The sequence below is a fragment of the Anaerotaenia torta genome, from assembly GCF_050433395.1.
Lineage (GTDB): Bacteria > Bacillota > Clostridia > Lachnospirales > Lachnospiraceae > Mobilitalea > Mobilitalea torta.
Window position 1 is genome coordinate 362,729 of sequence record NZ_JBNPXH010000003.1, and the last position, 14,230, is coordinate 376,958.

Consider the following 14,230-nt stretch of genomic DNA (forward strand, 5'->3'; position numbering starts at 1 on the left):
CCTCCGTTTTTATCATATGCCATCGTACCTTTTGCTGTATCATGGCATGAATTGGGTTTCATAAGCTGTATTTTAACAGGGTATTCTTGTAATATCCATTGCCAATGCGGAAAAATACATGTATAATGTGGAAAGAGAGTAACAGTTCAGTATGTGGCAGGGCGGAGAACATGGGGCTCCCTCATACACAGGACGGAAGACCCAGGAGCAAGGGAGGCGGAGTATGCCGATAATGGAAAAGATGGCGCTGCGGAAGATTACCAGCGCTAATTATATTACCTCTGTAAATGGAATGTATCATCCAAACCGCGTCATGGAGGAGCATGATTTCCTGTACATGCTGGACGGGGACTGGGAGATTCGTGAGGAAGAGAATACCTATGAGATGCACCGGGATGATCTGCTGATTTTAGCCGCAGGCCGCCATCACTGGGGGGACAAGCTGTGTACTCCCGGAAACCGGCATATGTATTTTCATATCCTTCCGACTCCGGGGGAGGCTGATTGGAAAAGAAACATGGAAGAAGCGGAAAGCTCCAATCTGTTTCTCTGTCCCACGCTGATACACTGCCAGAATCATCCTCTTGTACGGCAGTATTTTCATGAGCTGATTGCCGCATACTGGTCCGAGGATTCAGAAAGAGAAAACCGCCTTTCCCTTTTGTTTAATCTCCTTCAGTGTGAGATAATCCGGATTCATTCGGCCGCCAAAACAGGAGGGCAGCCCGATGCGCTGGTGGAGGAGATTGCCCATCAGATCCGCTCCCATCCGCAGATATTATATACGTCAAAGGAGATGGCGGAGGCGCATTTCATCTGTGCCCGCACCCTGAATAACCGGTTTCATAAAGTCTATCAAAAGACCTTCTACGCATACCAGATGGAAACGAAGCTGGAGATGGTGCGCCAGTTTCTGACGTACCAGCCCGACGCCAAGCTGCATGAGGCGGCTGTCAATTTCGGCTTCTATGATGAATTTCACCTGAGCAAGGCCTTTAAGAAGCAATTCGGGAAATCGCCCTCCCAATTCCGAAGCTCCTACCTCGGTTGAGACCATAACGGACTATCGGTGAAATCATTATCCTGGCTGAGTCTGCCGGTCTGTATGGAAACAGACGGAATAACATATCCTAGCGATAGAATGACACAGGCTGATCTGTAACGGTCGTCCTGTTGGAAAGGAAGCAGCTTCGATATGATAGATACCGGCACAGGACAGAAAACAGACCGGACGGAGGAATATATCCGCAGGCTGTTGGCATACCAGAGTATGCCGACGCTGTTAAAAGCAAAGCCGTCGGTTTTGGTTACCGCCAATAAAAAGTTAATAGGGAGCAGGAACCGGTTCTTTGATTTTCTGGGGGGATGTCTGAGGGATTTTGAATGCAGTTATCTTCCTTTGGAGGAGACCTGGGGCAGAATCTATCTGCTGTTATATTACGAGCCCTTGCTGAGACAATCCCTTGGGGCAGGGCAGCCCGGCGCAAATATGCGCGGGGAATTCCTGGCTGCCTGTGGGTACGGAGAATGCCGGGAATCGGCGGGGGAAGCCCTGGTGCGGTTAAGGCAGCTCTACCGCGGCTATTGGGAGAACGGAGCCTTTCCCCACGAGATTGGGATTTTTCTTGGATATCCCCTTGCGGACGTCATGGGTTTTATTCAGAACCGGGGGATGAATTATCTCTTATGCGGAATGTGGAAGGTATATCAGAGAGAAGAGATTGCCGCCGCTGCTTTCCGAAGCTATGGCAGAATGAAGGAGCAGGCGGTAGGGCTGTTGGAGGCAGGAAGCAATCTGGCCGGAATGTCTGATACGGATTACTCGGAGGAAAGAGCCTTCCTGAAGAAGCTTCTGGAGTATTGAGTATGAACAAAAGAAAAGATTATAGATTGGAGAAAAAGCAGAATGAACCTATGGATTCTATATGCAGTCCTGTCCGGTATATTTGTGAGCCTGCGGGAGCTTTATATTAAGAAATTCATCAGACAATCGCCGGAGATGATTAGCTTTGCCACAAGATTTTACGGGAGCATCGTATTCCTGCTGATTGCCGCCCCCGGCAACCTGCTGCCGGGAGATCCCTTACAGGGCAAAATCAATATCACGAATCTTGCGGTGTTTGCCGGAGTTACTTTGGTTACGGTAATAGTAACGGCAATTGCAACCTTAATCCGCCTAAGGCTGATTAAAACAGAAGAGCTGTCCCTTACCACGCCCTGGCTGGGATGTGTTCCGATTTTTGTTGTGCTGTGGAGTATGCTCTTATACCGAGAAGTGCCGAAAGCCCCGGCTTTGCTGGGAATTGGGCTGGTGTCTGCGGGAGCTTTCACCATCAATTTGCAGGGAAGAAGGCTGCAGATGAAGAAGGCCAGCTTATGGATGCTGTTTTCAGCCATTCTGCTGGGATTGACCACCTCCCTGGATAAAATTGCAATCGGGGCTTCTTCCGCCGTCACTTATTCCCTGCTATGGACCATTGCCTCAGCGGTATTCATGTATGGAGTAGTAAAAACCAGGACGAAGAAGGTGGTTGTTACAGACCGGCATCTGGTCGTGCAGGCAGTTTTGTGGGCGGGGGAATTCCTGTGCCAGATGCTTGCTGTTCAAAGCCTGAGTTCCCAGGCATCGGGGCAGACCTATGTAAAAACACTGACGATGCTGAACATTGTTCTGACTACGGTAATCGGCGGTATAATATTCAAGGAGCGGGAGAGGGGAAGGCGAAGCCTGTCTGCCGTGCTGATCTTTCTCGGTGCGGTTATCGTGGTACTCTTCCGATGAAATGATACATAAGGAAAGGGGAGGCCATTGCTGCTCCCGCTGCCGGGAATGCCGGGGGATTAGAAGGAAGTTATCGAAAGAAGAAATCCTTCCACATGGGAAAAAACAGGGAGTTATTACGGATACCGGGATAAAAAAGCTGCAGCGTATGGCTGCTTTCCGAGGAGTGCGGGAAGAGTACGGCTAGAAAGAGTGTGATCAGAAAGGTCAGAAAGGGTAGAAAAACAGTTGACACATCGGACAATTAGATGTATATTAATATAAAATTATGAATAAATATGCAATCAAAGGGGCGGACTATGAAGAAAATATTTGTTGACGGCTTATCAGGAACTACAGGACTGAAGATTCATGAGAGACTCAGCCTATATCCTGAGCTTGAGGTGATAGAAGCAGATTATGAGAAAAGAAGGGATCCTGGGGAACGGGCCAGATGCTTGAACGAAGCGGATCTGGTATTTCTATGCCTGCCCGATGATGCAGCCAGGGAGGCCGTGAGCCTGGTGGAGAATCCGGAGACCAGAATCATTGATGCCAGTACGGCGCACCGGACAGCACCGGGCTGGACCTATGGACTTCCGGAATTGTCAAAGGCGCACCGGGAAGCGGTTGTAAACAGCAAAAGGGTAAGCAATCCGGGATGCCATGCCACGGCATTCCTCCTGTCAGTTTATCCCCTGGTGAGCAGCGGCATTCTTGCACCGGACTGTCCTCTGACCTGCCAGAGCCTGACAGGCTACAGCGGAGGCGGCAAGGCGCTGATTGAGAAGTATGAGGCGGAAGAGGGAAGGAATCCTTATGCCAAAGCGCCGAGACCTTATGCGCTGAGCCTTAATCATAAGCATCTCCCGGAGATGACAATCCATGCCGGCCTCTCCCAGGAACCGCTGTTTGTCCCGATTCTTGGTAATAACTACAAGGGCATGGGAGTGATGCTGCCCCTTCCCGGTCAGCTGCTGAAGAAAAAGCGGACGGCAAAGGAGCTGCATGAGCTGCTGGCCGGACATTATGCGGGGCAGAGCTTCGTCTCTGTGATGCCGTATATGGAGGATTCCTGTTTATTTGACGGCGGGGTGGATATTACCGCCTGTAATGATACCAACCGGGCGGAGATCTTTGTCTTTGGAAATGATGCCAAGGGCACGGCAATGCTTCTGACCCGTATCGATAATCTGGGAAAGGGTGCTTCCGGCGCCGCGATCCAGAACATGAATCTGATGCTGGGCTTTGAAGAGGGGCTTCATCTATAATCCGGGCGTAGCCCGTCTAAGCCCCTCAAAAATCTGGAGCATATCTTGGGACAGGATGGGAATGTACAAGGTCTCCGCTAAAGAGCAGAATTTATCTACCATACATACCAGCAGGGCTTCCCTGCAGCGTGGGACGGCCCGGAAGGTCAGAGGCCACATGTGCGTTAATATAATATCCTCCTCCGCAGAATTAAGAATAAAGTGTTTTCTTGCGTTATCAAGGGCAAAGCGGGGATGAAAGAAGCCGTGCAGCCGGTGTACGGGATCAGGATCATGCCAGTCATAAAGGTAAAAATCATGCAGCATAGCCCCTCGTATCATACTTTTATAACGAAAGCGTATTGGCAGCAGGAGAGCCAGGCAATAGCTGTAATAGGCCACAACAAAACAATGGGTGAGTGTTGTGGTATTGCCATGCTGGATGAACTTTTCCATCTCCAGAAGCTTTTCCTGCTGCATAAGCTCATGAAGGCTTCGGATGAATTTCTTTTTCTGTGCCGTGGTGATGGTCTTCACCGCCTTTCTTTCTAAACCTTATGATATAATGAAAGCGTAGTGAGCGGTGCGAGAAGGGCACTCGCACATCGAGCTTGCTCGTGATCATGCGATCGGAGCTGGAGATCATGAACGTGCTCCTTGTTCATGATATAATAAAATAACATAATTGAACATACCCGGAAATAGTTTTCTTATGAAAACGCCCTTGAAAATATGCGAAAGATGGGAAATACTTATGTCTTCTATGAAAAAGCTTCATATTCAGCCAGCAGCAGAGTCTGACGTAAAAAGCATTGCAGGTATTGTGAAAAAATCCTTTGTACAATATTGCAATGCCATTGGAATCGATACAATGGAGGCATTGCAGGAAAGCGAACAGGATGTGCGAAGGGATCTGCTTCATAAGCATGTCTATGTGGCTTATTGGGAAGGGATTCCGGTGGGTTCCCTGCGTGTGGAAATCAAAGGGGAAAAGGCGTATATATCACGCTTTGCCATATTACCCGAGTATCAAGGTCTGGGAATTGGGAGCGAAATGCTTTCCTTTGCAGAAAAATCCCTGGTTTCTTCGCCGGCAGAAATGGTTGAATTATATTCCGCTGTGGAAAACAGCCGGTTGAAGGATTTTTATCTCAGCAAAGGGTATCAAATTGCTTCCATTGAATGTTCAAAAGGGTATCAGCGAGGATTGTTTCGAAAAACACTTCATAAAGTATAATCGGATTTTTATCTCAGGGTGTATCCCTTTATTTATCATCTGCAATTTTCATAATATCTTTCCCATTATATGAAAATTTACATCAATTGATCCGTATTAGTTACAGTTAAGCCTGTGAATGCCGGGGCACTATAGCCTCCAGAATCCACAGGCTTAACTATAGTGCACATTATGGTTAAAATGACCAAAACAAGTTGATAATTCCTGGATTTAGAGTTAAAATGACTATAAGAAGCAAGAATGATACGGGAGGGTGTGGGGTATGGAACGGAAAGCGATGCAAACATCGGCAGCGGAACGGTTATCTTATGGAGGATTCTTTTTAGGGCAAAACATTATTTATGTGCTGCCATTTCAGTTTTTAACTTATTTTTATACGGAGTTTGTCGGGTTGACCTTAAGGGATACTGCGGTGCTGCTTCTGCTGGCTAAGGTATGGGACGCGGTGAATGATCCCATTATGGGAGCCATTGTAGACCGATGCCAATTTAAGAAGGGGAAATTTCTTCCCTGGCTCAAGGTTGTAACCTACATATTGCCTGTGTCCCTGTTCCTGATGTTTATCAGGCCGGAGGGACCTTATCTTCTTAAGCTGGCGTATGCATATATTACTTATCTGATCTTTGATATGGTGTATACCATATCGGATTCCCCGCTGTTCTCCCTCTCTACGGTTATGACCAGCAATACCTACGAACGGGATAAGCTGATGGCCTACGGAAGGCTTGCGGCAGCTGTCGCAGCGATTACCAGTGCGGTATTTATGAGCATTAAGGCAGGCATTGGCTGGACCTGGGCTATGGGGGTCTATTGTCTGATTGCCTTTGCTGTGATGTTTCCCCTTCAATTTTTAGCAAAGGAGCGGGTGAAGTATCATAACAGCGAGGATCTGACCTTTGTGAAGATTTTCCGCTATCTGTTTAAAAATAAATATCTGCTGATCTACTTTACAGGCTATCTGGGGATAGAGATAACGAACACGATTCAGATCATTGCCGTATATTTTGCCAATTCCAATTTGGGGGATGAGGGAATGGTGACGGTGATCATGGCAATTGTCATCGTTCCGGTTATTCTGGTTGCCCCTCTCCTGCCGATGCTGATTAAGCGCTTCGGCAAGAAGAGGGTTACGGTATTCAGTTCGATTGTGGCGATTGTGCTAAGTATTGTGCAATATTATGCCGGATACGGCAATATGCCCCTGTTCCTGGCTCTTGCGGCTGTGCGGATTACCTTTATGCAGCTGCCGTTAATGCTGTATGGTATGTTTACCGCGGACTGCATTGAATATGGCGCCTATCACACGGGGGAGAGAACTGCCGGTATGGCTTTTTCCATTCAGACCTTTATGACGAAGCTGGGAGGAGCATTGGCCAATACCCTCTGTGTTGTGCTGCTGGGAGCCTTCGGATATGTGGAGCAATCCAGCTTCCAGACCGCAGGCGCCCTGGAGGGGATATGGATGATTCTATGTCTGATTCCTTGCATTGGGTATGTTGTGATGCTGATTATTATGGGAGTATACAAGCTGGATGAAAAGGAAGTGGCAAGAATGATAGAGGAAAATCAGAAGAAGCTGAGGGAAACAGAGGAGTAGGAGAATAGGGATGGGGAGGTATTTATGAGTAATCATCTGGATTTTGAGAGCAAGATCAAAGAGGTTTATAAGAATCCTATCGGGCATGATGTGCTGTGCAAGCTGCTGCTTCAGATGAATAAAAAGGAGATTTTGCTGACCAATCCCATAGTCGGAAATATGAAATTGAAGACGGTGGCGAGACTTACAAGGAAAGCGCTGGGAGAGGAGTTCTTTCAGACCTTTTTGGAGCTGTTGAACAGCGAAGCCGACATCCCTGTGATGAAGCAGGGGGATATTGTCCGGGCCTGGTGGAAGGAGGCTGTGTTCTATCAGATCTATCCAAGAAGCTTCCAGGACTCGAACGGCGACGGGATAGGGGATCTTCGGGGGATTATCTCCAGACTGGATTATTTGAAGGATCTGGGTGTGAATGCAATCTGGCTGTCTCCCATCTATGATTCCCCAAATGATGATAATGGCTATGATATCAGGGACTATCAGGCTATTATGGAGGAATTCGGCACCATGGAGGATTTTCAGCTCCTGCTGGAAGAGGTACATAAGAGAGGGATGCATCTGATCATGGATCTGGTGGTGAACCATACCTCGGATGAGCATCCCTGGTTTCTCCAGGCCCTTAAGGACAGGAATTCAAAATACTATGATTACTATCTTTTTCGAAGATCAGAGGACGGAAAGGAGCCGAATAACTGGAATTCCTTCTTCAGCGGACCGGCCTGGAATTATTATGAGGAGCTGGATGAATGGGGATTGCACCTTTTCTCTAAAAAACAGATGGATCTGAATTGGGAGAATCAGGAGCTTCGTTCCGAAATTGCCTTAATGATCCGGTGGTGGCTGGAGAAAGGGGTGGATGGCTTCCGTCTGGATGTTATAAATTATATCTCAAAGAAGGAGGGCCTTCCCCAGGGAAATGAGAAAATCGGCGGCCTTATGGGATACTATGGCATTGAACATTATTATTACGGGCCAAAGCTTCATCATTACCTGAAGGAGCTGCGAAGGGAAGCCTTTGAGCCTTATAAGGCCTTTACGGTGGGGGAGACACCGGGAGTAGGGATGCAGATGAGCCAGCTTCTGAGCGGGGAGGAACGCGGGGAGCTGGATATGGTATTCTCCTTTGATCATTTGGAGACGCCGGGGCATGTGCGCTTTGATGATTATCGGTATGATCTGAACTACCTGAAGAAATATATGATTGACTGGATGGAGAATTATGGGGATCAATGCTGGATGTCCGTGTTTTATGAAAACCACGATAATCCCAGGATGATTTCCAAAGTTAATCCGGACCCGGCGGTCCGGGGGGTTCTGGGCAAGCTGCTGGCCATGATACAGATGACACTGAAGGGTACCCCCTTTATCTATCAGGGTCAGGAGATTGGCAGTGTCAATCAGAACTTTTCCTCTATAGAAGAGCTTCGGGATGTAGAGAGCATTAATTATTATAAAGAGCTTCTCCCTGGGCAGGGAGCGCAGGGAGCCTGGGATAAGATTATGAGCGGAAGCAGGGATCATTCCAGGACACCCATGCAATGGAGCAACGAGAAGCACGGGGGCTTTACAGAGGGAGAGCCCTGGATTACAGCAGGGAAGGATTATGAGAATTGGAATGTGAGGGTGCAGGAGGGGAATTCGGATTCTGTACTGAACTTTTACCGGGCGATGATCCGGCTGAGGCGAGATAATCCGGCTTTGGTTTATGGGAGCTTCCGGGTGGTGAACCGCAGAAGGAAGAATGTTTTCACCTATTATCGAACCCTGGGAAAGAGTGAATTCTATATAGAATGTAATCTCAGCGGAAAGTATGTGACAAAACCGTCGGCCGTTCCGGGACTTAAGAAGGTAATCTCTAACTATAGGATGGGCGGAAAGCGGCTTCGTCCTTATGAGGCTAATCTTTATCTTAAAATAAAGTAACCGGGCTGATTAGGTATGACTTATAAGGTAGAAACAAGGGAAGCGGATAAGGTTGGAAGAGCAGAACCGTCTTCGCACCAGTAGAAGCGGGGCATGGAGGTATGTATGGGGAAGGACTCAATTCGGGAAGAGAAAGACAGGATACAGCGTAAGGCAGGAGAGCTGGTTGCACAGATGACGCTGGAAGAGAAGGCGGGGCTCTGCTCCGGGCAGGATTGCTGGAATTTAAAGGCGATAGAGCGCCTGGGCCTGGATGCTATCATGGTATGTGACGGGCCCCACGGACTCCGGAAGCAGGTAGGAGATGCGGATAATCTTGGATTGGGAGACAGTCTTCCCGCGGTATGTTTCCCTACAGCAAGCGCATTGGCCTGCAGCTTTGATACGGAATTGGCCAGGGAGATAGGAAGAGCCATCGGGGAGGAATGTCTTCAGGAAGAGGTCTCGGTGCTTCTGGGCCCGGGGGTCAACCAAAAGCGCAGTCCCTTATGCGGACGTAATTTTGAGTATTACAGTGAAGACCCTTTGCTATCCGGGGAGCTGGCTGCGGGAATGATTGAGGGAGTACAAAGTACAGGAGTGGAAACCTCCCTGAAGCATTTTGCGGTCAACAATCAGGAGAGAAGACGGATGACCATCAATGCGGTGGTGGATGAGAGGGCATTTCGTGAATTGTATCTGAAGGCTTTTGAAATCGCCGTTAAGAAGGGAAAGCCCCGGACTGTTATGTGTGCCTATAACCGCCTTAAGGGAGAATATTGCAGCGAGAATCGCAGACTGCTTACAGATATCTTACGGAAGGAATGGGGGTATGAGGGACTGGTGGTTTCAGATTGGGGCGCGGTGAATGACCGGGCTATGGGCATTGAGGCCGGAATGGATCTGGAAATGCCGGGTTCCATGGGAATGAATGATGCCAAGGTAGTGACTGCAGTGCGGGAGAAGAGGCTCTCGGAGGAGGCCTTGGACCGGTCAGCCTGCCGCGTGGCCGAATTAATTCTCCGCCAGATGGAGGCGAAGCAGCCGGGCTACCGCTATGATGCGGCAAAGCACCATGAGCTGGCGGTGAGAGCCGCCGAACAATCCGCAGTGCTGTTAAAGAATGAAGGAGAACTTCTGCCGGGGAATCCGGGTCAGAGTACAGCCATTATCGGGGCCTTTGCCAAACAGCCCAGGTATCAGGGGGCGGGCAGCTCCAAGCTCCATCCGGTAAGAGTAGAGAACGCTTATGAGGTACTGGAGGCGGAAGGAATGACGCTGACCTATGCCAGGGGTTATTATCTGGGAGCGGAAAGCAGGCGGAATGCCTCTGAGGAAGAGCAGCTGATCCGGGAGGCCTGTGAGGCGGCGAAAGGGAAGGATATCGTATATCTTTTTGCGGGATTGCCGGAGGGATACGAATCGGAGGGCTTTGACCGCGGTACGCTTATGCTGCCGGCGATCCAGGATCGTCTGATTTCTGCCGTGGCTGACTGTAATCCCAATGTTGCGGTAATCCTGCACGGCGGCGCGCCGATGGAGCTTCCCTGGTATGATAAGGTCAGAGGGCTTCTTCTTGCTTATCTGGGCGGAGAGGGCGTCGGGAGAGCGGTTGCCAATCTTCTTCTTGGCAAAGCGGTGCCTTGCGGCAAGCTGGCCGAGACCTGGCCTCTTAGTCTGACGGATTGTCCGGCATCCCGTTATTTTCCCGGAGGAAGGCATACGGTAGAGTACAGGGAGAGCATCTATGTGGGATACCGCTATTATGAGACAGCAGGAAAAGCAGTCCGCTTCCCCTTTGGTCACGGGCTGTCCTATTCAAGCTTTGCTTATTCGAATATCATTCTGGACCGGGAAAGCTGTGAATTTGGAGATAAGCTCCGGCTGGGCTTTACCATTACCAATCAGGGAAGCCGGAGAGCCAGAGAGACCGCGCTGGTGTTTATCAGCCACCGGAATGAGAAGGTGTTTCAGCCGGCAAAGGAATTAAAGGCATTTACAAAGGTGGAACTGGAAGCGGGAGAAAGCAGGCAGATCAGCCTGGAGCTGGATACCGGGGAATTCGGTTATTATAATACCCTGATCGGGGATTGGTATGCAGAGAGCGGGGAATATCAGATTCTGACAGGCCCTTCCGCCAGTCTTTGCAGTCTTCGGACCTCCGTTACTTTGAATAGCCCTTCGATGCCGCAGCCCGATCTGCGGGATCAGGCACCGGTTTATTATGATCTTCCCAAAGGAGAATTTATTGCGGATGAGAAGTCATTTTCAGCCTTATATGGAGGGCCCCTGCCCTTGCATGACAGCAAACCAGGCAGACCCTATGACCATAACAACACACTGGAGGATATCGAACACACCCTGATCGGAACGCTGATTATAAAGGCAGCGGACCGGGTGGCAAGGAAAACCGCAAAGAACTCTAGGGAAGAGGAAGGCATGATGTCAAACATGATCAAAGAAATGCCCTTCCATTCCCTTGTGGCATCCGGCGGCGGTGCTGTGCGGGAGGCATGGGCGGAGGGCCTTCTCCTCCTATTGAACGGTGAAATTCTCAAGGGTTTGAAGAGGTTGCTGAAAAGGAAGGCATAGCAAATTGGTGTCAGGCACCGTTTCGCTGCCGCAGAGGAAAAATTGACAGGAGCTAATCTGCGGCGATATCGCCGGAATTCTCCAGCCGCTCCATCATCTCATGGAGGGCATTCAGGAGAGTGCCGGAATATTCCGGGTCCAGATCCAGATTGCAGATTAAGCTCTTCGGGATATTGAGAGCATCCTCTTTGAATTCCAGGCCCTTGGATGTTAGCTGGATATACACATTACGTTCATCGCTGGAGCTCCGGATTCGCTTTATGAAATCCTGAGCCTCCAGCTTTTTCAGCATGGGAGTCAGGGTGCCGGAATCCAGATAGAGGCGGGAGCCCAGCTCCTTCACGGTCACATTGTCCTTCTCCCATAAGGCCATCATGATAATATACCCGGTATAGGTCAGGCCGAAGGGTTCCAAAAGGGCCTTATATTTCTTGATGATTTCCTTAGAACAGACATATAAGGAAAAACATAGCTGATTATCCAGCATGAGTATATCATAAGCTCCCCTCTCCCGGCGGGGCGTTCCATTCTTGGATGAAGAAGTATTCATAGTACTGCCTCTCTTTCTGCTGATAAAATATATGGAACCCGATCCGGGAACATCCGGAATCGGAATAAAATCCTTTAGATAAGTGCTTGCAATTAGATTTTATACAATTATTTTGAAAAAGTCAAATAAAACTATTGACAAATACAAAAATATAGTATTAAATTGAATTGTAAACAATTTAATTATTGGAAAGCAGATGTTAATACTAATCCGTAAGCAAAATAAGAATAGAGTCAGTGAAAAATGGAAACAACAGAAAGAGTTCAGAAAGAAAGGCAGGTAATTATTATGAGTAAATCGTTTCGTGAGGCAGTAGAGAGCCGCAGATCATATTATGCAATCGGAAAAGACAGCGGGGTGTCCCTGGAGGAGATCAAGGCAGTGGTTGACCACAGTGTGAAATTTGTCCCGGCTGCGTTTAACTCACAAAGCTCCAGAGCAGTGGTACTGTCGGGAGAGCATCATGACAAGCTGTGGGAGATCGTTCGTGAGACCCTGAGAAAGATTGTTCCGGCAGAGGCCTTCGGATCAACGGAGGAAAAGATAAATTCCTTCAAGAGCGGCTTTGGTACCATTCTTTTCTTCGAGGACCAGGCAGTGGTGGAAGGACTTCAGAAGGCTTTCCCGCTCTATCAGGATAATTTCCCTTTATGGTCGCTCCAGTCCAGCGGAATGCTGCAATTTACTGTGTGGACCGCTCTGGAGGAGCTGGGACTGGGAGCCTCCCTGCAGCATTATAATCCTCTTATCGATGAAGAGGTTCACAAGACCTGGGAGCTTCCGGGCAGCTGGAGGCTGATGTCCCAGATGCCCTTTGGAAATCCTCTGGATCAGCCGGGTGAGAAGGAATTTGGCCCCCTTGAGGATCGGGTAAAGATTTTTAAATAAGAGCAGCAAGGGGCCGTCCGGAAGGCGGTTCGTGAAAGGCCTGCAGTTCTATGAACTTTCCATATACTGAGGTATTATGGGGGTATAGAACTGCGGGCTTTTTGTTTAAGTAAATAAGAAAAGTAACCTAGAAAAGATAAAACGGTACAACAAATGATAATCCGGCTTGAGAGTTTATCAAGTATGAAATATAATGGGCTTATTGGCATAGATAAAGAGAAGGTATAAGAAAGCGAATGCAGAGAATGACAGAAGGGAAGAGTGATCGTGAAGATAAAGATATCCTACAAAAAGCTGGACTTTATAATCATAATTATTATGGCGATATTAATTGGAATTGGGTTATATTACAAGCAGAAGGCATTTTCATCAAGTGAGGAACAGGCTTCCGACGTGATTAAGCAGCTGGCCGGCGTGTTGATTGGCTGCGTTTTGATCACTGTAATTGTATTGATTGATTATCACATTATTTGCGCCTTGTCCCCGGTTATGTATATTGCCATGCTCTTTATCCTGATACTTACCCTTGTCATTGGAGAAGATATTAATAATGTGAAACGCTGGATTGAATTATTCGGAATACAATTTCAACCTTCTGAGCTGGCTAAAATTGTAATAATTCTGTTCCTGGCTTTTTTGTGCAACCATTTTAGAAGGAAGCTGGATAAATTATATATGATCTTTCTCCTTGGGGCAGTAGTGGCGTTACCGATAGGATTAATCCTGTCAGAACCTCATTTGAGCTCCGGCATCTCTATTTTGTTTATTTTCGTCATCCTGGTATATACTTCGGGAATCAGCTACAGGGTGATGGGTGCTGCACTTACCCTGCTTCTGCCGGTAGTGGCGGGTATCCTGGTCAGTGTAATGCTACTCAATGTCAAGCTGCCGTTTATTGAAAAATATCAGATTGGCAGGGTATTATCCTTTCTGTCAGATGAGGAAGAAGAGGAACTGGATCAAGATTTCCAGCAGCTTCAGTCCATAGACGCCATTGGATCAGGAGGACTTCATGGGAAGATGATTTCTCCGGATAGCGATGAGCAGCGGAAATACAGTAAAATCTATGCGAAGGAAAGTGATTTTGTTTTTGCAATTATTGGTGAGGAATTTGGCTTTGTAGGCAGCTTTGTCATAATCCTGCTTTATGCAATACTGGTAATCCGGTGCCTGATCCAATCCTCCCGCGCCATGGATTATATGGGTAAGCTGATCTGCATGGGTGTGACCGCCTATCTGGTGTTCCAGATCTTTGTAAATATCGGAGTGGCAGCCCAGCTTCTGCCTAATACGGGACTTCCTCTGCCGTTTATCAGCTATGGTCTAACTTCTCTGGTCAGCTCCATGATGGCCGTTGGGCTGGTGCTGAATGTTGGGGCCAGACAGAAAAGGAAAGAAGATAGTACTTGATGTTGTTGTAAAAGAAAGGTATAATCGGAACGTGAGACAAAGG

General features: G+C 48.2%; 12 protein-coding genes. 10 read left to right on the top strand and 2 right to left on the bottom strand.

Going from position 1 to position 14,230, the window contains the following annotated elements:
- The first annotated feature begins 223 nt into the window (after positions 1-223).
- The 4 genes from HNQ56_RS07560 (at position 224) to argC (ending at position 4,032) form a co-directional block, all read left to right on the top strand.
- Positions 224-1,051 (top strand): helix-turn-helix domain-containing protein, encoded by an 828-nt coding sequence (locus HNQ56_RS07560; RefSeq protein WP_429144276.1) that lies wholly within the window; start codon positions 224-226, stop codon positions 1,049-1,051.
- Between the two features lie 144 nt (positions 1,052-1,195).
- The gene (locus HNQ56_RS07565; RefSeq protein ID WP_429144278.1) at positions 1,196-1,864 is read left to right on the top strand and encodes a DUF3793 family protein; all 669 of its coding nucleotides are present in this window, start codon (positions 1,196-1,198) and stop codon (positions 1,862-1,864) included.
- A gap of 42 nt (positions 1,865-1,906) precedes the next feature.
- The gene (locus HNQ56_RS07570) at positions 1,907-2,782 is read left to right on the top strand and encodes an EamA family transporter (protein ID WP_429144280.1); all 876 of its coding nucleotides are present in this window, start codon (positions 1,907-1,909) and stop codon (positions 2,780-2,782) included.
- A 299-nt stretch (positions 2,783-3,081) separates the two neighbouring features.
- Entirely contained in the window at positions 3,082-4,032 is a 951-nt protein-coding gene (argC, locus tag HNQ56_RS07575) for an N-acetyl-gamma-glutamyl-phosphate reductase (RefSeq protein ID WP_429144282.1), read from the top strand.
- On the opposite strand, the gene HNQ56_RS07580 is transcribed toward argC, so the two are convergent.
- Positions 4,027-4,548, bottom strand: coding sequence for an HD domain-containing protein (locus HNQ56_RS07580; RefSeq protein ID WP_429144284.1), 522 nt, complete (start codon positions 4,546-4,548; stop codon positions 4,027-4,029). The two genes, argC and HNQ56_RS07580, sit on opposite strands and share 6 nt — an antisense overlap.
- 226 nt (positions 4,549-4,774) lie before the next feature.
- Between HNQ56_RS07580 and HNQ56_RS07585 the strand changes: the two genes are divergently transcribed.
- From HNQ56_RS07585 to HNQ56_RS07600, 4 genes are all read left to right on the top strand, one after another.
- The gene (locus HNQ56_RS07585) at positions 4,775-5,248 is read left to right on the top strand and encodes a GNAT family N-acetyltransferase (protein WP_429144286.1); all 474 of its coding nucleotides are present in this window, start codon (positions 4,775-4,777) and stop codon (positions 5,246-5,248) included.
- Between the two features lie 262 nt (positions 5,249-5,510).
- On the top strand, positions 5,511-6,845 hold the full coding sequence (locus tag HNQ56_RS07590) for an MFS transporter (protein ID WP_429144288.1): 1,335 nt from the start codon (positions 5,511-5,513) through the stop codon (positions 6,843-6,845).
- A 24-nt stretch (positions 6,846-6,869) separates the two neighbouring features.
- Positions 6,870-8,768, top strand: coding sequence for an alpha-glucosidase (locus HNQ56_RS07595; protein WP_429144290.1), 1,899 nt, complete (start codon positions 6,870-6,872; stop codon positions 8,766-8,768).
- A gap of 105 nt (positions 8,769-8,873) precedes the next feature.
- Positions 8,874-11,339 (top strand): beta-glucosidase, encoded by a 2,466-nt coding sequence (locus tag HNQ56_RS07600; protein WP_429144292.1) that lies wholly within the window; start codon positions 8,874-8,876, stop codon positions 11,337-11,339.
- Between the two features lie 52 nt (positions 11,340-11,391).
- On the opposite strand, the gene HNQ56_RS07605 is transcribed toward HNQ56_RS07600, so the two are convergent.
- Positions 11,392-11,889 carry a MarR family winged helix-turn-helix transcriptional regulator gene (locus HNQ56_RS07605; RefSeq protein WP_429144294.1) on the bottom strand — a complete coding sequence of 166 codons (498 nt, stop codon included), beginning with the start codon at positions 11,887-11,889 and terminating at the stop codon, positions 11,392-11,394.
- Between the two features lie 288 nt (positions 11,890-12,177).
- On the opposite strand from HNQ56_RS07605, the gene HNQ56_RS07610 reads away from it, so the two are divergent.
- Positions 12,178-12,777 carry a nitroreductase family protein gene (locus HNQ56_RS07610; RefSeq protein ID WP_429144296.1) on the top strand — a complete coding sequence of 200 codons (600 nt, stop codon included), beginning with the start codon at positions 12,178-12,180 and terminating at the stop codon, positions 12,775-12,777.
- A gap of 267 nt (positions 12,778-13,044) precedes the next feature.
- Positions 13,045-14,187: an FtsW/RodA/SpoVE family cell cycle protein gene (locus HNQ56_RS07615; RefSeq protein WP_429144298.1), complete on the top strand. Its 1,143-nt coding sequence runs from the start codon at positions 13,045-13,047 to the stop codon at positions 14,185-14,187.
- Positions 14,188-14,230 lie beyond the last annotated feature (43 nt).